Source organism: Streptomyces coffeae, from assembly GCF_016741875.1.
Lineage (GTDB): Bacteria > Actinomycetota > Actinomycetes > Streptomycetales > Streptomycetaceae > Streptomyces > Streptomyces coffeae.
Window position 1 is genome coordinate 69,943 of record NZ_JAERRF010000021.1, and the last position, 21,615, is coordinate 91,557.

General features: G+C 73.9%; 3 protein-coding genes. All 3 read left to right on the plus strand.

Annotated features, from left to right (window positions below; all coding sequences use genetic code 11):
• Positions 1–15 precede the first annotated feature (15 nt).
• The 3 genes from JK363_RS29210 (at position 16) to JK363_RS29220 (ending at position 21,571) form a co-directional block, all read left to right on the plus strand.
• A complete protein-coding gene (locus JK363_RS29210; protein WP_201879399.1) occupies positions 16–20,007 on the plus strand; it encodes a non-ribosomal peptide synthase/polyketide synthase in 19,992 nt (6,663 codons plus the stop codon).
• A gap of 17 nt (positions 20,008–20,024) precedes the next feature.
• On the plus strand, positions 20,025–21,302 hold the full coding sequence (locus JK363_RS29215) for an MFS transporter (protein ID WP_236076196.1): 1,278 nt from the start codon (positions 20,025–20,027) through the stop codon (positions 21,300–21,302).
• Between the two features lie 65 nt (positions 21,303–21,367).
• Positions 21,368–21,571: an MbtH family protein gene (locus tag JK363_RS29220; RefSeq protein WP_201879402.1), complete on the plus strand. Its 204-nt coding sequence runs from the start codon at positions 21,368–21,370 to the stop codon at positions 21,569–21,571.
• Positions 21,572–21,615: the final 44 nt, after the last annotated feature.

The window sequence follows — 21,615 nt, forward strand, 5'->3', positions numbered from 1 at the left end:
AGGACACAACAGACGATGACGTCTTCGAGGAAGAGCCGCGCCGCCGCCCTGCCGGAAGAGCTGCGGGAAGCCCTGCGACGTCGGCTGGCGGGCAGGGCCGGACACGCCGAGGCGATCCCCCGCGCGGACCGCACCCGGCCGCTTCCGCTGTCCTTCGCGCAGACCCGCCTGTGGTTCCTGCACACCCTCCAGCCGGACGAGGCGGGCTACAACAGCGCGGTGGCACTGCGGCTGACCGGTGCCCTGGACCGCCCGGCGCTCTCCCGGGCGCTGGACGGTCTGGTGGCGCGGCACGAGGCGCTGCGGACCACGTTCGAGGACACCGGCGGCCGTCCCGCGCAGGTGGTGTCCCCGCCCGCCCCGCTCCCGCTGCCGGTCGCGGACCTCCGCGACGCGGAGAGCAACGCTGAGGACGGTGCGGCGGAGCTGGACCGGCTGCTGCTCCAGGAGTACGCCCGCCCGTTCGATCTGCGGACCGGACCGCTGCTGCGCGCGCTGCTGATACGGGTGGCCGACACGGAACACATCCTGCTGCTGACGGCCCATCACATCATCACCGATGGCTGGTCGATGGGTGTGCTCACCGACGAGCTGTGTGCCCTGTACGGCGCCGCGGCCACGCCCGGGGGCCCGGATCCGCTGCCGCCGGTGCCGGTGCAGTACCCGGACTTCGCGGTGTGGCAGCGGGAGCGGCTGTCCGGGGCGGCCCTGGAGCGTCAGCTCGGCTACTGGACGGAGCGACTGAAGGACACCGTGCCGCTGGAGTTGCCCACCGACCGGCCGCGGCCCGCGGTGCGCACCTCGGCGGGCGCGGTGCACACCTTCACCGTGTCCGCGGCCACCGCGTCCCGGCTCCGGGAGCTGGCAGCGCAGCAGCGCACCACCCTCTTCAGCGCGCTGGTGGCCGTCTGCCAGGGGCTGTTCGCCCGCTGGACGGGGCAGGACGACATCGCGATCGGCACGGTCACCTCGGGGCGGAGCCGAACCGAACTGGAGCGCGCCGTCGGCTTCTTCGTCAACACGCTGGTGCTGCGGTCGGCGGTGGACACCGCGCGCTCGTTCCGTGAACTCCTCGACGACGCGGGCGCCCTGGTGCTGGACGCCTTCGCCCACGACGAGACGCCGTTCGAGCGGCTGGTGGAGGCGGTGGGGGCGCGCCGGGACGCGGGTCGCAATCCACTGTTCGACGTGATGGTGCTGCTGCACAGCACCCCGCGCGGCACGCCGCGTCCGGCCGGGCTGACGGCCCAGAGCGTCGATGTCCCCCGCAGGTCCTCGACGTTCGACCTCAGCGTGGAGTTCGTGGCGGACGGGGCGGAGCTGCGGGGTCTGCTGGAGTACAGCACCGACCTGTTCGACGCGGGGACCATCGAGCGGATGGCGGGGCATCTGCTGGCCCTGCTGGACGGGGTGACGGCCGAGCCGGAGCGGCCCCTGCGGGAGGTGCCGCTGCTGACCGGTGAGGAGCTGCTGCGGGTGACGGAGGCCGGGCGTGGCCCCGTCCGCGCGGTGCGACCGGCCACGTTCCCGGCGGTGTTCGAGGCGCAGACGGCCCGTACCCCGGAAGCCACCGCGCTGGTCGCCGGGGACACGGCGTACACCTTCGCGGAGCTGAACGCCGCCGCCGACCGGCTGGCGCGCCAACTGATCGCGCGCGGGGTGGGTCCCGAACGGGTGGTGGGGGTGCGGCAGCCGCGCACCGCCGACATGGTGGTGGCGATCCTGGCCGTGCTCAAGTCCGGTGGGGCCTATCTGCCGCTCGACCCCGAACTCCCCGCCGAGCGGCTGGCGTTCCTGGTGGCCGACGCGGAACCGGCGCTGGTGCTCGACGAGGCGGTGCTGCGGGAGCTGTCCGCCGGTGAAGCGGTGTCCGATGCCACGGACACCGGCCGGACCGCCGCCCTGGACCCGGACGGCGCGGCGTATGTCATCTACACCTCCGGTTCGACCGGTCGCCCCAAGGGCGTGGCCGTGTCCCACCGCGCGATGGTGAACCTGCTGGTCAACCACCGGCACGGACTGGTGGCCGAGGCCGGTGGCGGACGGCTGCGCGCCGCGCTGACCGCCTCGTTCTCCTTCGACACCTCGCTGGAGGGGTTGCTGCTGATGGCCGACGGCCATGAGCTGCACCTGATCGACGAGGCCACCCGGCTGGACCCGGCCGCCCTGGTCGGCCATGTCATCGAGCACCGGATCGACTTCCTCGATCTCACCCCCTCCTATCTGCGCCAGCTCCTTCCGGCCGGGCTGCTCACCGACGCCCGCCACCGCCCGCGGGTAATGATGCTGGGCGGTGAGGCGGTCGGCCAGACGCTGTGGCGGGAGCTGGCCGGGGTGAACGGCACCACCGCGTACAACTTCTACGGGCCCACCGAGTGCGCGGTCGACGCGCTCTCCGCCCGGATCACCGGGGCCGGGCGGCCGGTGGTGGGGCGGCCCCTGGGCAATCTGCGCGCCCAGGTGCTGGACGCCCGGCTCCGGCCGGTGCCGGTGGGCGTGGCGGGGGAGCTGTATCTGTCCGGTGCACAGCTCGCGCGCGGCTATGTACGCCGCCCCGGACTCACCGCGGAACGCTTTGTGGCCGACCCCTACGGCCCGCCGGGCAGCCGGATGTACCGCACCGGCGATCTGGCGCGCTGGACCGCCGACGGGGAGCTGGACTACCTCGGCCGGGTGGACGACCAGGTGAAGGTCCGTGGCCATCGGATCGAACCGGGGGAGATCGAGGCCGCGTTGCTCGATCTGCCGTCCGTCGCCGAGGCCGCCGTCGTCGCCGTGGCCGACGACCGCGGTCACGCCCGGCTGGCCGCGTACTACGTACCGGCCGCCGGGCTCGAGCCGCCGGCCGCCGCCGAGTTGCGGGCCGCCCTGGGGCGGACCCTGCCGGGCCATATGGTCCCGGCGGTGTTCACCGCGCTGGACACCATGCCACTGACCACCAGCGGCAAACTGGACCGGCGGGCGCTGCCGGCCCCGCGGACCGAGGCGGACCGGCGGGAGCACACCTATGTGCCCCCGCGCACCCCGGTGGAGAAGGAGCTCGCGCGGATCTGGGCCGAGGTGCTCGGCGCCGGATCGGTCGGCGCCACGGACAACTTCTTCGAACTCGGCGGCGATTCGATCCTCGGCATCCAGACCGTCTCCCGCGCCCGCCAGACCGGACTGCGGCTCACCTCGCGGGACATCTTCCTCCACCAGACCGTGGCCGACCTGGCCGCCGCGGTGGCCGAGCGGACCGCGCCCGACACCGCGGCCGAGCGACCGGACGACACCGGTCCGGCGCCGCTGACCCCGATCCAGCACTGGTTCTTCGCCACCCACGGCCCGCTGCGCCACTTCACCATGTCGATGGTGGCCGACCTCCCCCACGACCTGGACGAGACCGCGCTCGCGGCCGCCCTGGAGGCCGTGGCCGCCCATCACCCGGCCCTGCGCACCCGGTTCGCCGCCGACGGCGACGGGTGGCGGCAGCGGACCGACGGCGCCGTGGCCGGGCCGCTGCTGCGCCGCCACGACCTGTCGGCGCTGCGCGCCGAGGAGGAGCGCGCCGCGGCGGAGGCGGCGGCCGACGCCGCCCGCGCCGAACTCGACCTGGAAAGCGGCGCGTTGTTGCGCGCCGCGCTGCTGGTGCGCGGAGCCGGGGCCCGGCCGCGGCTGTTCCTCACCGCACACCATCTGGCCGTGGACAGCGTCTCGTGGCGCATTCTGCTCGGCGATCTGGAAAGCGCCTACCGTCAGTCCGCCGCCGGGGAGCCGGTGCGGCTGGAACCGGCCGGAACCCCCTTCACCCGCTGGGCCCACCGGCTGAACGCCCTGGTGCGCGGCGGCGGTCTGGACGGCGATCTGCCGTACTGGGAGGGCGTGGGACGGACCGGCGGCGCCCCGCTCCCGGTGGACCTCCCGGGCCGGGCGACCGCGGGCTCCACCCGTACCGTCCGGGCGCGTCTTGACCGGGACACCACCGACGCACTGCTGCGCCGGGTGCCCGGGGTGTACCGCACCCAGGTCAACGATGTGCTGATGAGCGCGCTCGGACGGGTGCTGGCCGACTGGACGCGGAGCGACCGGGTGCTGGTGGCCATGGAGGGCCACGGCCGGGAGGAGATCGACGAGACGGCCGATCTGTCGCGTACCGTCGGCTGGTTCACCACCCAGTACCCGGTGGCACTCACCCTGCCCGGACACGACTGGGGCGCGGTGCTGAAGTCCGTGAAGGAGCAGGTGCGCGCCCTGCCGCACCGGGGTCTGAGCTTCGAGGCACTGGCCCATCTCAGCGCACCGGACTCCGCCGCCCGGCGCTTGCGCGCGCTGCCACTGCCCGAGGTGTGCTTCAACTACCACGGCCAGTGGGACGCTTCGGGCGACGCGGGCGGGTTCACCCTCACCGGTGAGAGCCTGGGCCGGGACCTCGCCGCCGAGGAGCCGTCCACCTACGCGCTCGATGTGTCCGGGCTGGTGGCCGCTGGCGAACTGGAGCTGACCTGGCTCTACTCCGACCAGGTGCACCACGGTTCCACGGTGCGGCGGCTGGCCGATGCCATGCTCGGCGCGCTGCGGGAGATCGTGTGGCACTGCGGGCGGCCGGACGCCGGTGGCCGTACCCCCTCGGACTTCCCGCTCGCCCGGCTGGACCAGGCGGGGGTGGACCGGCTGGCCGGTGACGGCCGGGACGTCGAGGACATCCTCCCGCTGACATCCCTTCAGGAGGGCATGCTCTTCCACCGGCTGGTGGGCGGCGAGGAGGACGTCTACCTCGACCAGGCCACCCTGATCCTGGAGGGGGTGGACGATCCGCGGGCGTTCGCCGACGCCTGGCAGGAGACGGTGGACCGCACCCCCGTCCTGCGCTCCGCGGTGGTGTGGGAGGACGTCGAACGACCGGTGCAGCTCGTCCACCGGCAGGTGGACATACCGGTGACCCAGCTGGACTGGCGGGAACTGCCCGAGGAGCGGCGCGAGGCCGAGCTGGAGCGGGTCCGGGCGGAGGATCTGGCGCGCGGTGTCGATCTGAGTGCACCGCCGCTGATGCGGCTCACCCTGGCGCGGCTGACCGGCGACCGGCTGGCGCTGATCTGGACTTCGCACCATCTGGTCCTGGACGGCTGGAGCCTGGCGCAGGTGTTCACCGAGGTGTGTGAGCGGTACGCCGCGGTGGCCCGGGGCGACCGCCCCGTCCTGCCCGCCCGTCGCCCGTTCCGCGACTATCTCCAGTGGCTGGACGGCCAGGACGACACGGAGGCGCGGGAGCACTGGCGGTCGCTGCTCGCCGGCTTCACCGCACCCACCCCGCTGCCCTGGGACCGCGGGCCCCTCGCATCGCACCGGGCCCGGTCCTCCGCCACCCTGTCGGTGGCGCTCGGCCGGGACGCCTCGGACGAGCTGCGGCGTACCGCGCAGCGCCACGGGCTCACCGTCAACACCCTGGTGCAGGGCGCCTGGGCGCTGCTGCTTTCGCGGTACAGCGGTGAGCGGGACGTGGTCTTCGGCACCACCGTCTCGGGCCGCCCGGCCGAACTGGCCGGGGTGGAGTCGATGGTGGGCATGTTCATCAACACCCTGCCCACCCGGGTACGGGTGGACGGCGCCCGCGACACCGTGGAGTGGCTGCGGGAGCTCCAGATGGCACAGGCCGGGTCGCGGCGCTTCGAGGCGGTCTCGCTGGCCCAGCTGACCGGCTGGAGCGAGGTCCCGGCGGGCACCGCGCTCTTCGACAGCATGGTGGCCTTCGAGAACTACCCCTTCGACGACTCCTCGGCGCGCGAGGCGGGCCTGCGGATCGTCGAGGTGCGGTCCACCGACGCCACCAACTTCCCGCTGAGTCTGCGGGCGCATCTGTCCGACCGGCTCGGTTTCGACCTCGGCTATGACCCCGGTCTGTTCGACGAACGGACCGCGGCCGCCCTCGCCGACCGGCTGTGCCTGCTGCTGCGGCAGTTGGCGGCGGACCCGGCCCGCCCGCTGCGGGCCCTGCCGTGGACCACCGACGCGGAGCGCGCCCGGCTGCTCGGGGAGTGGGCCGGACCGGATGCCGCACGGTGGCCGTCGGCCGAGCGGACCGTGGTGGAGGTGTTCGCCGAGCAGGTGGCCCGCACCCCCGACGCCACCGCCGTCGCGTGCGCGGGGGCGTCGCTGACCTACGCCGAACTCGACGCGCGGGCCGGGCGGCTGGCCCACCGGCTGGCCGCCGAGGGCGCCGGGCGGGAGCGGCATGTGGCGCTCGCGCTGCCCCGCTCGCTGGACATGGTCGTGGCGATCGTGGCGGTGCTGAAAACGGGCGCTGCGTATCTGCCGGTCGACCCGGATCTGCCCACCGCCCGGATCGCGCATCTGCTGGCCGACGCCGTACCCGTGCTGGTGGTGACCACGCGGGAGCTGGCGCCGCGCTGCGCCGGGGACGTGGCCCCGCTGTGTCTGGACGATCCGGAGGTGGTGGCCGATCTGGCGTCCCGCCCCGCCACCGTCCCGGCCGGTTCCGGACCGCTGCCGGACAGCCCCGCCTACACCATCTACACCTCGGGCTCGACCGGGCTGCCCAAGGGTGTGGTGGTGCCGCACCGCAATGTGGTGCGGCTGTTCACCGCCACCGCCCCTTGGTTCGGCTTCGGCCCGGACGAGGTGTGGACGATGTTCCACTCCTACGCCTTCGACTTCTCGGTGTGGGAGATCTGGGGGCCGCTGCTGCACGGCGGGCGGCTCGTGGTGGTGCCGTACGCCGTCTCGCGCTCCCCGGAGGAGTTCCTGCGGCTGCTGGCGGAGGAGCGGGTGACGGTGCTCAGCCAGACGCCCTCGGCGTTCGCCGCGCTGATGCGCGCCGACGAGGAGTGTCCCGGTACCGAACTGGCCCTGCGCACGGTGGTGTTCGGCGGTGAGGCGCTGGATCCGCGGCGGCTGGCGGGCTGGTACGCGCGCCACCAGGACACCGCGCCGCTGCTGGTCAACATGTACGGCATCACCGAGACCACCGTGCATGTCACCTACACCGCGCTGGACCGGGACGGCGCGGCCCGCGCCAACGGCAGCGGGATCGGCACCGGGATCCCCGATCTGCGGGTCTACGTACTCGACGACCGCCTTCAGCCGCTGCCGCCGGGCGCGGTCGGCGAGCTGTACGTGGCCGGGGCGGGGCTCGCCCGCGGCTATCTGCGCCGCCCGGGGCTGACCGCGTCCCGCTTTGTCGCGGACCCGTTCGGCCCGGCGGGCGGCCGGATGTACCGCACCGGCGACCGGGCGCGGTGGACCGCGGACGGCACCCTGGAGTATCTGGGCCGCGCCGACCAGCAGGTGAAGATCCGGGGCTTCCGGATCGAGCCCGGTGAGATCGAGGCGGCGCTGACCGCCCATCCGGACGTGGCCGACGCGGTGGTGACCGTACGCGAGGACCAGCCGGGGGTACGGCGGCTGGTGGCGTACACGGTGGCCGCCGAGGCGTCCGCGCCGCCGTCCGTCACCGCACTCCGCGAGACGCTGGAGCGCACCCTGCCGGCGCATATGGTCCCCGCCGCGTATGTCCCGCTGGACGCGCTGCCGCTGACCGCCAACGGCAAGCTGGACCGGAAGGCGCTGCCCGCCCCCGGCGCGGACGGCTTCGCCACCCGTGGCGAACGGATCGCCCCGCGCACCCCGGCGGAGCGGACCGTGGCCGGGGTGTGGGCCGAGGTGCTGGGGGCCGGGGAGGTCGGCGCGGAGGACAACTTCTTCGCGCTGGGCGGGGATTCGATCCTGGCCATCCGGGTGGCCTCCCGGCTGCGGGCGGCGTTCGGCGCGGAGGTGTCCCCCCGCGTCCTGTTCACCCATGCCACGGTGGCGGCGCTGGCCGCCGCGCTCACCGCACCGGCCGGAGCGACGGCGGCCCGGAACACCATCCCGTCCCTGCCGCGCGGCGGAGATCTGCCGCTGTCCTATCCCCAGCAACGGCTGTGGTTCCTGGACTCCTTCGACGACGACGGCACCGAGTACCTCACCCCCTTCGCGCTGCGGCTGCGCGGACCGCTGGACACCGCCGCCCTCGGCGCCGCGCTGGACGGTCTTGTGGCCCGGCACGAGTCGCTGCGCACCACCTTCGCCGAGGTGGACGGGCGGGGGGTGCAACGGGTGCGGGAGCCGTACCGGGTGGAGCTTCCGGTCCATGACCTGAGCGGGCTGCCCGAGCCCGAGCGCGCCCGGGAGCTGGACCGGCTGCTGGCGCGGGAGACCGCCACCCCCGTCGATCTGCGCACCGGGCCGCCGCTGCGGACCTCCCTGATCCGGCTGGCGGACACCGACCACATCGTCACGCTGACCATGCACCACCTCGTCACGGACGGCTGGTCCACCGCCGTCATCAGCACCGATCTGACCGAGCTGTACACGGCGGCCGTGACCGGACGCGGCCCCGAGCTGCCCGAACTGCCCATCGGCTATGCCGACTACGCGGCCTGGCAGCGCGATCCGCGAGGCGGGGCGGCGGCGGTGGAAGCGCAGCTGGACCACTGGCGCGAGCGGCTGGCGGGGCTGGTCCCGCTGGAGCTGCCGACCGACCGGCCGAGGCCGCCGGTGCAGAGCCGGAACGGCGCGCTGCTGGAGTTCACCCTCGACGCGGAACTGGTGGCCCGGCTCCGGGAGACCGGCCGCCGCGCCGACGGCACGCTGTTCACCGCTCTCCTCGCCACCTGCCAGGTGCTGTTCGCCCGCTGGTCGGGGCAGGAGGACATCGCGGTGGGCACGGTGACCTCCGGACGGGAGCGCCCCGAACTGGAGCATCTGGTGGGCATGTTCGTGCACACGCTGGTGCTGCGGAACCGGGTGCGCGCCGACCGCCCGTTCCGGGAGCTGCTGTCCGAGGTGCGCGCCACCGTGCTGGACGCCTTCGCCCACCAGGACGTGCCGTTCGAGCGGATCGTGGACGAGCTCCAGCCGGAGCGGGACACCAGCCGCAGCCCGCTGTTCCAGGTGATGGTGGCGCTGCACAACCTGGGTGGTGAGGTGCCCCGGCTGCCCGGTCTGACGGTGGAGGCCGTGCCGATGCCGGGCCGCACCACGGGCTTCGACCTCGGGATCGACTTCGTGGAGCACGAGGACACGCTCACCGCGTTCGTGGAGTACAGCACCGATCTGTTCGACACGGCGACCGTGGAGCGGATGGCCCGGCAGCTGCGGCTGCTGCTGGCTGCGGTGGCGCGGGACCCGGAGCGCACCGTGGGCGAGCTGCCGCTGCTCTCGGACGCCGAGCGCCACACGGTCCTGGAGGAGTGGAATGCCACCGCGCTCGCGGTGCCGCAGGCCACCTTCCCGCGGCTCTTCGAGGAGCAAGTGGCCCGGACCCCGCACGCCACCGCGCTGGTGGCCGAGGACGCCCGCTACGACTTCGCGCAGCTCAACGCCCGCGCCAACCGGCTGGCCCACCATCTGATCGGCCTCGGTGTCGCCCCCGAGACGGTGGTCGCGGTCCGGCTGCCGCGCACCTCCGCGCTGCTGGTGGCGCTGCTGGCCGTCCTCAAGGCGGGCGGTACCTCTCTGTATCTCGACCCCGAACTGCCCGAGGACCGGCTGCGGTTCCTGCTCCAGGACGCGGCGCCGGAAGTGGTGCTCACCCCGGAGGCCCTGGCCGCCGCGCCGCTCGACGGGCTGCCCGCCACCGATCCGGACGACGGCGACCGGCGGGCCCCGCTGCGCCCGGAGCACACCGCGTATCTCAACTACACTTCCGGGTCCACCGGGCGCCCCAAGGGCGTGGCCGTCGAACACCGCCAGTTGGTCAACCTCTGCCATGACCACCGGGCGGCCCTGGTCGAGCCGCACACGGCCGAGGCGGGCCGTCCGCTGCGCACCGCGCTGACCGCCGCGTTCTCCTTCGACACCTCGTGGGAGGGCCCGCTGATGCTGGCCCTGGGGCAGGAGGTGCATCTGATCGGCGACGCCGAACGGCTGGACCCGGCCGGGCTGGTGGAACTGATCGGCACCCGCGGTATCGACTTCCTCGACCTCACCCCGTCCTATCTCCACGAGCTGACCGCCGCCGGGCTGTTCGCCCCGGGCCGCCACCATCCGCGGATCGTGATGGTGGGCGGCGAGGCCCTGGACCCGGCGCTGTGGCGGGAGCTGCGCGCCCTGCCCCAGACGGCCGCGTACAACTTCTACGGGCCCACCGAGTGCACCGTGGACGCGGTGTACGGGGGGCTGGCCGAGCTCGGCGACCGGCCGCTCATCGGCCGTCCCGGGCGGAATCTGCGCGCCTATGTGCTGGACGGCGCGCTGCGTCCGGTGCCGCCCGGGGTGCCGGGTGAACTGCATCTGGCCGGTGCCCAGATCGCCCGTGGCTACCGCCGCCGCCCCGGGCTCACCGCGGAGCGCTTCGTGGCCGATCCGTACGGTCCGCCCGGGACCCGGATGTACCGCACCGGTGACCGGGCGCGCTGGACGGCGGACGGGGCGCTGGAGTTCCTGGGCCGCACCGACGACCAGGTGAAGATCCGTGGTTTCCGGATCGAGCCCGGTGAGATCGAGGCGGCGCTGCGCGACCATCCGGCGGTCGAGGACACCGTGGTGGTGGTCCGGGAGGACACCGGCCACCGGCGGCTGGTGGCCTATCTGGTGGCCGGGCGGCCCGGATCGCTACCCGATCCGGTGGAGCTGCGCGCCTGGCTCAAGCGGACCCTCCCCGCTTCCATGGTCCCGGCCGCCTTCGTCACCCTGGAGCGGATCCCGCGCTCCGACAGCGGGAAGGCGGACCGGCGGGCGCTGCCCGCGCCGCCCGCCCGGCCCGACGCGGAGACGTACACCGCGCCGCGCACCCCGGCCGAAACCGCACTGGCCCGGATCTGGTCGGAGGTGCTGAGCGTCCCCCGGGTCGGCGTGGAGGACAACTTCTTCGCCCTGGGCGGCGATTCGATCCTCAGCATCCAGATCGTCTCCCGCGCCCGCCAGGCCGGGCTGCGGCTCACCTCCAAGGACATCTTCCGCCACCAGACCGTCGCCGAACTCGCCGTGGGCGCCGTCTCCCTGGCCGCTCCGCGGCCGGTGTCCGCCCCGGCACCGTCCGGTCCGGCACCGCTGACCCCGATCCAGCAGGCGTATCTGGAGGGGCGGCGGCCCGGCGAGGCCCACCACTTCACCATGACCCACCGGCTGCGGCTCACCGACGAGCTCGACGTGGCCGCGCTGCGGTGCGCGATACGTGCCGTGGTGGCCCACCATCCCGCGCTGCGCACCCGGTTCACCGTCTCCGGCGGGCGGTGGCGGCAGGAGGTGCTGCCCACGGCACCCGACGGGGTCTTCGAGCGCTACGACCTGTCGGGGCTCGGCGAGGAGGCACGGGCCGAGGCGGTGCGGGAGGCCACCGTCCGCGCCCAGACCGGCCTGGACATCGCCGAGGGGGCGGTGGCGCGCGCCCTGCTGTTCACCTCCGGCCACCGGCAGCCTCCGGAACTCCTGCTCACCGCGCACCATCTGGTGGCGGACGGGGTGTCCTGGCGCATTCTCCTGGGCGACCTGGAGACCGCGTACCGGCAGGCCGCCGACGGACGCACACCCCAACTCCCCCCGGTGAGCAGCGGCTGCGCCCAGTGGGCGGCCCGGCTGGCGGACCATGTGCGCTGCGGCGGCTTCGACGGCGAGCTGGCCTACTGGACGCGTACCGCGCGGACACCGGCCACCGCGCTGCCGGCGGACCGCGAGGGCGTCAACACCCAGGAGACGGCCGCCACAGTGACCGCCGTCCTCGACCGCGCCGACACCGGTGCGCTGCTCCGCGATGTCCCCGGGGTGTACCGCACCCGGATCAACGACGTCCTGCTGAGCGCCCTCGGCCGGACCCTGGCCCGGTGGACCGGCGGGGACACGGTGCTCATCGGGGTGGAGGGCCATGGCCGCGAGGACCTGTTCGAAGACATCGACCTGTCGCGTACGGCCGGCTGGTTCACCGCCGAGTTCCCGCTCGCGCTGACGGTGCCGGCGGACGCGGGGTGGCGCGACACCCTGCGGTCGGTCAAGGAGCAGCTGCGTGCCGTACCGCACCGTGGTCTGGGCTACGGCGCGCTGCGCCATCTCGCCCCGGACGGATCCGCGGCCGACGCGCTGCGCGCCGGTCCCCTCCCGCAGATCTCCTTCAACTACCACGGTCAGTGGGACGTGGCCGACGGCGGCACCGCGTCCGGCCTCTTCCGCGAGCCGCTGCCGGTGACCGGGCAGGACACGCCCCCCGGGGAGACCCGCGGCTGTCTGCTGGAGATCACCGGCGCGGTCCAGGACGGGCGTCTTGAGCTGGGCTGGACCTATCCGGCCCGGATGTACGACGAGGCGTCGGTGCGCGGGCTGGCCGACGGTGTGATGGCCGCGCTGCGGGAGATCGTCGAGCACTGCGCCACGCCCGGGGCGGGCGGCCGTACCCCCTCCGACTTCCCGCTGGCCGGACTGGACCAGCGTCAGGTGGATCTGCTCGCGGGCGACGGCGGCGAGGTGGAGGACATCTGTCCGCTGACCCCGTTGCAGACCGGGATGCTCTTCCACGGGCTCGTGGAGACCGGCACCGGCGACGGTGGCGGCGCGTATGTCGACCAGATGGCGCTGCGCATCGGCGGGGTCACCGATCCGGACGCCTTCGCCGCCGCCTGGCAGGCCGTGGTGGACCGGACACCGGCGCTGCGCAGCGCGGTGCGCTGGCAGGGGCTGGCCGCACCGGTGCAGGTGATGTACCGCGAGGCGGTGCTGCCGGTGAGCCACCACGACTGGCGGGAGCTGTCCGGGGCCGCGCGGGAGGCGGCGCTGCGCCGGCTGCTGGCCGAGGACCGGGCGGCCGGAATGGAGCTGACGGCGGCTCCGCTGAGCCGGATCGCGCTGGTCCGGCTCTCCGACGACGAGATCACCCTGGTGTGGACCTCACACCATGTGATGCTGGACGGCTGGAGCACCGGCCAGGTCTTCGCCGAGGTGTGCGAGGGCTATGCGGCGCTCGTCGAGGGCCGCACCCCCCAGCCGCCCGCGCGCCGCCCGTTCCGGGACTTCCTGCACTGGCTGCGCGCGCAGGACCAGGAGCGAGCCGAGGGCTGGTGGCGCGAGGCGCTGGCCGGGTTCACCGCCCGCACCCCGCTGCCGTACGACCGGCCGCCCACGGAGGCACACCGCGCCGACTCGGCCGCGCTGACCCGGCTGGAGCTGGACCGGGAGGTGTCCGCGCGGCTGCGGGAGACCGCGCGCGGCCACGGGCTGACCGTGAACACGGTGGTGCAGGGCGCATGGGCGCTGCTGCTGTCGCGCTACGGCGGAGTGTCCGACGTGGTGTTCGGCACCACCGTGTCGGGCCGCCCGGCCGAACTCCCCGGTGTGGAGACGATGGTCGGCATGTTCATCAACACGGTCCCGACCAGGGCCGTGGTCGAGGGCGGCCGTGAGGTGGCCGAGTGGCTGCGCGAGCTCCAGGAGCACCAGAGCGACTCCCGGCACGTCGACTTCGTGTCCCTGCCCCGGATCCAGGGCCTGAGCGCACTGCCACCCGGTGAGGCGCTCTTCGACAGCATGGTGGTCTTTGAGAACTACCCCTTCGACGAGTCCTCCACGGCCGGTGCCGGGATCGTCGTCCACGAGGTGCGGGCCGAGGACTCCACCAGCTTCCCGTTGTGCCTGCGGGCCTATCTGGGCGAGACGCTCGGATTCGACATCGCCTACGACCCCGCGCTGTTCGACACGGCCACGGCCGAGCGGGCCGCCGGGCATCTGCGGACCCTGCTGACCGGTATCGCCGACGGCGCCGGGAGCACCCTGGACGACCTGGAGCTGCTGACCGCACCGGAGCGCCGGGCGGCCGTGGCGGAGTGGCACACCACCGCCCCGCCGCTGCCCACCGGTTCGCTCGCGGAGCTGTTCGCCGAGCGGGCCGGGCGCACTCCGGAGGCGGTGGCCGTCACCGACGGTGCCACCGTGCTCGACTACCGCGCGCTCGACACCTGGTCGGACCGGCTGGCGGAGGTGCTCGTGCGGTCCGGGGTGCGGACCGAGGACCGGGTCGGGCTGCTGATGGACCGGTCGGCCGAACTGGTCGTGGCGCAACTGGCGGTGGTCAAGGCCGGTGGGGTGTACGTACCGGTGGACGTACGCGCCCCGGGTGAGCGGCGGGCGGCGCTGCTTCGGCGGGTGGGCGCGGCGGTGACGCTGACGGCCGATGAGGTGGCGGCCGCGCGCGACACCGGGCGGACCCCGCCGCCGGTCCCGGCGACGCACCGGGACCAGCTGGCGTATGTGATGTTCACATCCGGGTCGACCGGGGAGCCGAAGGCGGTGGGGGTGCGCCACCGCGATGTCGTGGCGCTCGCCCTGCACCGGGGCTTCGACGGCGGCGGACACGAACGGGTGCCGCTGCACTCGCCGGTGGCATTCGACGCCGCCACCTACGAGGTGTGGGTGCCGCTGCTGCGCGGCGGACAGGTGGTGGTGGCGCCGCCGGGCGAGCTGGACGCCGGGGCGCTGCGGGCGCTGGTGGCGGAGCACCGGGTGACGGGCGTGTGGCTGACCGCCGGGCTGTTCCGGCTGCTGGCCCAGGACGCCCCGGACTGTTTCGCGGGCCTGCGCGAGGTGTGGACCGGTGGCGATGTGGTGCCCGCGGCCTCGGTGCGCCGGGTGCTGGCGCACTGCCCCGGGCTGACCGTCGTGGACGGCTACGGTCCGACGGAGACGACGACGTTCGCCACGTGCTTCGCGATGTCCGGGGCGGACGGGGTGCCGGAGACGGTGCCGATCGGCCGCCCGCTGGACCACACCCGGGTGTACGTCCTGGACGCGCGGCTGCGGATCGTGCCCCCGGGTGTGGCCGGGGAGCTCTACGTCGCCGGGGAGGGCGTGGCACGCGGCTATCTGGGCCAACCCGGCCCGACCGCGGCCTCGTTCCTGGCCGATCCGTACGGCCCGCCCGGGGGGCGGATGTACCGCACCGGGGATCTGGCGCGGCGGCGGCCGGACGGCACGGTGGAGTTCGCCGGGCGCGCCGACGACCAGGTGAAGGTGCGTGGTTTCCGGATCGAGCCGGGCGAGGTGGAGCGGGTGCTCGCCGCGCATCCGTCGGTCGCCGATGTCGCGGTGGTGGCCCGGGAGGACCGTCCGGGAGCCAAGCGGCTGGTGGCGTATGTGGTGGCGGCGGACGGGGCGCCGGTGGATGGTGAACACCTGCGCACGCACGCGGCGGACCGGTTGCCCGACTACATGGTGCCGTCGGCCGTGGTGCCGCTTGCCGCGCTGCCGCTGAGCCGCAACGGCAAGGTGGACCGTACGGCGCTGCCCGCCCCGGCCCCGGCCGCGGAGCGAGCCCTCTCACGGCCGCCGCGCGGCGCGGCGGAGCGGCTGACGGCGGCGCTCTGGGCCGAGGTGCTGGGGGTGGAACAGGTCGGCGCCGAGGACAACTTCTTCGCGCTGGGCGGTGATTCGATCCTCAGCATCCGGCTCACCTCGCGGCTGCGGGAGGCGTTCGGCCGGGAGCTGTCGCCCCGGATGGTGTTCACCCATCCGACCGTCGCCGCGCTTGCCGCGGCCCTCGGCGCGCCGGAGGGCCGTACCGGGCCGCGGCTCACCCCGATCGCGCCGGTGAGCCGGGACGCGGAGCTGCCGCTGTCGTATGCCCAGCAACGTCTGTGGTTCCTGGACTCCTTCGAACCGGACAGCACGGAGTACATCACCCCGCTGGCGCTGCGGATGCGCGGGGACCTCGACGTCGAGGCGCTGAGCAGGGCGCTGACCGCGCTGGTGGCCCGGCACGAGTCACTGCGGACCACCTTCGACACGGTGGACGGCCGGGGTGTGCAGATCGTGCGTCCGCCCGCCGAGATCCGGCTCACCCCCACCGATCTGTCGGAGCTGTCCGCCGGGGAGCGGGAAGCCGAACTGGCGGAACTGCTGGGGTACGAGCGGGCCCGCCCGTTCGATCTGCGGCGCGGCCCGCTGCTGCGCACCGCGCTGATCCGGATGGACGCGCGGGACCATGTCCTCGGCCTGACGCTGCATCACATCATCACCGACGGCTGGTCCACCGGGGTGCTCACCGGTGATCTGCGGGAGCTGTACCGGGCGGAGCTGAGCGGCGGCACACCGGATCTGTCCCCGCTGCCGGTGGGGTACGCGGACTACGCGGCCTGGCAGCGCGCCGAGCTGTCCGGTCCGCACGCCGAGGAACAACTCGCCTACTGGAAGCATCAGCTGGCCGGGGTGCCACCGCTGGAGCTGCCCACCGACCGGCCCCGTCCGGCGGTGCAGACCCGCAACGGCGCCACCGTGGAGTTCACGCTGCCCGCGGATATGGCCGGACGGCTGAAGGACCGTGGCCGGAGCCGGGGCACCACTCTGTTCATGACGCTGGTGGCGGCGTCCCAGATCCTGCTGTCCCGGCTGTCGGGCCGGCGGGACATCGCCGTGGGCACGGTGACCTCGGGCCGGGACCGCACCGAGGTGGAGCGGCTGATCGGGTTCTTCGTCAACACCCTGGTGCTGCGCTCCTCGGTGGATCCCCGGCGTGGCTTCACCGACTTCCTCGCCGAGGTGCGCGGCACCGTACTGGACGCCTTCGCCCACCAGAGCGTGCCGTTCGAGCGGGTGGTGGACGAGGTGCAGCCTGCCCGGGACACCAGCCGGACACCGCTGTTCCAGGCGATGGTCGTGCTCCAGAACATCCCCGCACCGGCGATGGAGCTGCCCGGACTGGTGCTGGAGGATGTCGAACTCGACGTCCGGACCGCGAGTTTCGACCTCACCCTGGAGTTCGCCGAGGGCGGGGACGGCGCGCTGCGCGGACTGATCGGCTACAACACCGATCTGTTCGACGCCTCGACCGCCGAGCGGCTGGGCGGCGCCCTGAAGGCCCTGCTCACCGCTATCGCCGAGGACCCGGACCGGCCGGTGGGCGCCCTGCCCCTGACCACCCCGGAGGAGCTGCGGCGCACCCTGGTGGAGTGGAACGCCACCGGGCGGCCGGTGGCGCCCGCCACCCTGCCCGAGCTGTTCGCACGACAGGTGGCGGCGGCACCGGACGCCACGGCCGTCCGCCACCCGGCGGGCGAACTCAGCTACGCCACGCTGGACATGGCCGCGAACCGGCTGGCCCGCCGACTGGCCGGGCGGGGTGCGGGCCCGGAGCGGCTGGTGGCGCTGGTTCTGCCGCGGTCGGTGGAGATGGTGGTGGCACAGCTGGCCGTGGTGAAGGCGGGCGGTGCGTTCCTGCCCGTCGATCCGGCCTATCCCGAGGAACGGAAGGCGTTCATGCTCAAGGACGCCGGGCCCGCGGTGGTGGTCGACGACCCGGCGTCCGTCTGGGTCGACGAGGGCCCCGAGGGGCCGCCGGAGGCAGCGGAACTGGTGCCGGACCACCCGGCGTATGTCATCTACACCTCCGGTTCCACCGGGGTCCCCAAGGGCGTGGTGGTCAGCCACGCGGGACTGGCGAACTTCTCGGCCGCGTGTACCGCGCAGTACGACGTCCGCGCCGGGGACCGGGTGCTCCAGTTCGCCTCCCCCAGTTTCGACGCCTCCGTCCTGGAGCTGTGCGCCGCGCTGACCAGCGGGGCCACTCTGGTGGTCGCGGACGAGGGTCCGCTGCTCGGTGAGCGGCTCGCGGAGGTGCTGCACCAGGAGCGGATCACCCACGCCCTGATTCCCCCGGCGGCGCTGGCCACCGTTCCGCGGACCGAACTCCCTCGGCTGCGCACCCTGATCGTCGGCGGTGACACCTGCCCCGCCGCCCTGGTGGACCGCTGGGCTCCCGGCCGGCGGATGATCAACTCCTATGGCCCGACCGAGGCCACGGTGGTGAGCACCTGGTCGGAGCCGCTCACCGCCGGATCCGCGGCTCCGCCGATCGGCCGCCCGATCCCGGGCAGCCGCGCCTATGTGCTGGACGAGTCGCTGCGTCCGGTGCCGGTGGGTGTGGCCGGGGAGCTGTATGTGGCGGGTCCGGGGCTGGCGCGCGGCTATCCGGGCCGGGCGGGGCTGACCGCCGCGCGGTTCCTGGCCGATCCGTTCGGCCCGGCGGGCGGGCGGATGTACCGCACGGGCGATGTGGTGCGCTGGGACACGGACGGGACCCTGCGATTCCTCGGCCGGGCCGACGACCAGGTCAAGGTGCGCGGGTTCCGTATCGAACCCGGTGAGGTGGAGGCCGCGTTGCGGCGCAGCCCCGAGGTGCGCGACGCGGTGGTCGCCGTCCGGGACACCGCGCCCGCGCCCGAGCCGCCGTCGGGGCTGAAGCGGCTGGTCGGCTATGTGATCCCGGCCCCTGGCGCCTCCCCCACCGCCGCGTCGCTGCGCGACTTCCTGGGCCGGATCCTCCCGGACCACATGGTGCCCTCGGCGTACGCCACCCTGGACGCCCTGCCGCTCACCCCGAACGGCAAGGTGGACCGGCGTGCGCTGCCCGACCCCGATCCGGCACCGGCCTCCTCCGGTACCGGACATATCGCGCCGCGCACCCCGCTGGAGAGCCGGATCGCGGCGATCTGGGCGGATGTCCTGGGGCTGGAACGGGTCGGCGCCCACGACAACTTCTTCGACCTCGGCGGGGACTCCATCCTCTCCATCCAGGTGGTGTCGCGGGCCCGGCAGGCCGGGCTGCACATGTCCACCAAGGATCTGTTCGCCCACCAGTCGGTGGCCGCCCTGGCGGAGGTGGTGACGGCCGAGCGGGACCGGACCCGGTCGGAGCCGGTCACCGGATCCCTTCCGCTCACCCCGATCCAGCGCTGGTTCTTCGCCACCCACACCGTCCATCCGCACCACTTCAACCAGTCCGCGCTGCTGGAGCTGCACCAGGAGCCGGACGAGACCGCGCTCGAGAAGGCCCTCGCCGCCCTGCTGGTGCACCATGACGGCTTGCGGATGCGGTTCACCCGGGACGGGGAGGAGTGGCGGCAGGAGAACCCGGGGCCCGATCCCGAGGCCACCGTGCTGACCCGGCACGATCTGTCCGGACTGGCACCGGCCGAGGCGGACACGGCGATGGAGGAGACGGCCGACGCAACGCACGCGAGCTTCGCGCTGGACCGGGGCCCACTGCTGAAGGCGGTGCTGTTCCGGCGCGGGCACACCCGTCGTCCGTTCCTCTTTCTGACCGCCCATCATCTGGTCATCGACGGGGTGTCCTGGCGGATCGTGCTGGACGACCTGGACACCGCGTATCAGCAGAGCCTCCGGGGCGAACCCGTCGACCTCGGCCCCAAGACCACCTCGTTCCGCGACTGGGCCACCGGGCTCGCCGCCCATGTGGCCGGCGGCGGACTGGACCACGAGGCCGACCACTGGGCCACCGCGCTGGAGGCCCGGCCGCTTCCCGCCGACCACACCGTCGACACCCCGGGCGCGGAGACGGACACGGTGCCGGTCGAGGTCGACGAGACGGACACCGAGGCTCTGCTGCGCTCGGCCCCCACCGCGTACCGCACCCGGATCAACGATGTGCTGCTGGCCGCCCTCGCGCTGGCACTCGCCCGCTGGACCGGACGCGGGCGGGTCTCCGTCGAACTCGAGGGCCACGGCCGGGAGGACGTGGTCGAGGGCGCCGATCTGTCCCGTACGGTCGGCTGGTTCACCACGATGTACCCCGTCTCCTTCGAGGTGCCCGGCCGGCCGGAGAGCGATGATCTCGCGGCGACCGACTGGCGGGCGCTGGTCAAGTCGGTCCGGCGGCAGTTGCGGACCGTGCCCGGCAATGGCTTCGGCTTCGGCGCGCTGCGGAGCTTCGGGGCACCCGAGGTACGGGAGCGGCTGACCGGCGGCGGCGCGGGGCCGCAGATCGTCTTCAACTACCTGGGCCAGTGGGACGCCCGCTCCTCGCAGGCCCAGGGCGGTCTGTTCCACGCCGAGCACGGTTCCTTCGGCCAGGACCACGACCCGGGCCAGGGCGGTTCCCATCTGCTGGAGGTCGTGGGCGCGGTGCAGGACGGACGGCTGGGTTTCACCTGGTACTACCACCCCGATGTGCACGAGCGGTCCACGGTGGAGGCGGTGGCCGCGGACTTCGCGGACGCGCTGCGCCGTATCGCCCGGGACTGCCGGGGCGACGGATGACCGGGGAGCGGAGGGCCATGGCGCCGGACGACCCGGGTGTCACGGCCGGGGAGCGGGCCGGCCCGGAGCAGCCGCTGTCCCGCAACCGCGACTACCGGCTGCTGTGGGGCAGTCAGGCAGTGTCGGAGTTCGGTTTCCACGCGACGATGATCGCGTTCCCGCTGCTGGTGCTGGCGCTCACCGGCTCCGGCGCCGCCTCCGGGCTCGTCATGGGCACCATCGCCGCCGCCCAGATGGTGGCCGGGCTGCCCGCCGGTGTGCTGGCGGACCGCTACGACCGCAAGGCCATCATGCTGGTGTGCGAGGCGGCCCAGACGGTGTCCGCCGTCAGCCTGGCGGTGGCGGTGTGGACGGACACGGCCACCGTGGCGCACATGGTGGCCGTCGCCGCGGTGTTCGGGGCCTGCGCCGCCCTCTTCGAACCGGCCGAGAGCGCGTCCCTGCCCGCGCTGGTGTCCGACGCCCAACTGCCCACGGCCGTCGCGATGAACACCGCCCGCGCCTCGATGGGGCAGCTCTCGGGCACCGCCACCGGTGGATTCCTCTTCGCCGCGGGGCGCTTTGTACCGTTCCTCGCGGACGCCGTGACCCACGCGGTGTCGTTCACCGCCCTGCTCTTCCTGCGGCTGCCGCGGCGCGAGCGCCCCACGGGCCCGGCGCCGCATCCGGGGCGGGAGGTGCTGGACGGGCTGCGGTGGGTGTGGCGGGAGCGCGCGATCCGGGTGACCGTTGCGTGCGCCATCGTGCTGAACCTGTTCTTCAGCGCCTTCTACATCGTGGTGGTGGTGCTCGCCGGGACCCGGGGGGTGCCCTCCGGGGAGGTCGGTGTCATGGCGGCCATGCTGGGGGCGGGCGGGCTGGTGGGAGCGCTGGTGGCACCCGTCTGGCACCGCCGGCTCGGGCCGTACCGCGCCATCGTGGCGGTGTTCTGGGCGCTGGCCCTGCTCACCCCGGTCGCCGTGCTGGTACACGACGGCTATCTCACCGGGGTGCTGTTCGCACTGATGGCACTGTTCCCGCCGACGGCGAACACCGCCATCATGACCGACCAGTTGCTGCGCACCCCCGACGGCTTACGCGGGCGGCTCACCAGTGTGCTGGTGCTCGCATGCGGCGCGGCCGGGGCGGCGGGGCCCGCGCTGGGCGGTCTGCTCACCGAGGTCCTGCCGGGCGACGGGGCGATCCTGGTGTGCTCGGCCGGTATCACCGCCGCGGCCGTCCTGACCACCGCGGGCCCCACCCTGCGCGGACTGCCCCGGGACCGCCCGGAGGAGGAGCCGCCCGAGGACAGCTGACACCGGACTTCCGAACCGCCGACCCCGCGTACGAACACGCAAACCGGATCGAAGAGGAGAACACCATGGACGACAACGCCCGCTACCAGGTGCTGCGCAACGACGAGGACCAGTACTCCCTGTGGCTCGCCGATCTCGAAGTGCCCGACGGCTGGCAGCCGGTCGGGAAGGAGGGCACGAAGGAGGAGTGCTCGGCCCATGTCGACGAGGTCTGGACCGATATGCGGCCCCGCAGTCTGCGGGAGCGCATGGACCAGGCGGCTTCCTGAGGCACGCCCGGACGGCGAGGGGCCGGTGCGCACCGCGCACCGGC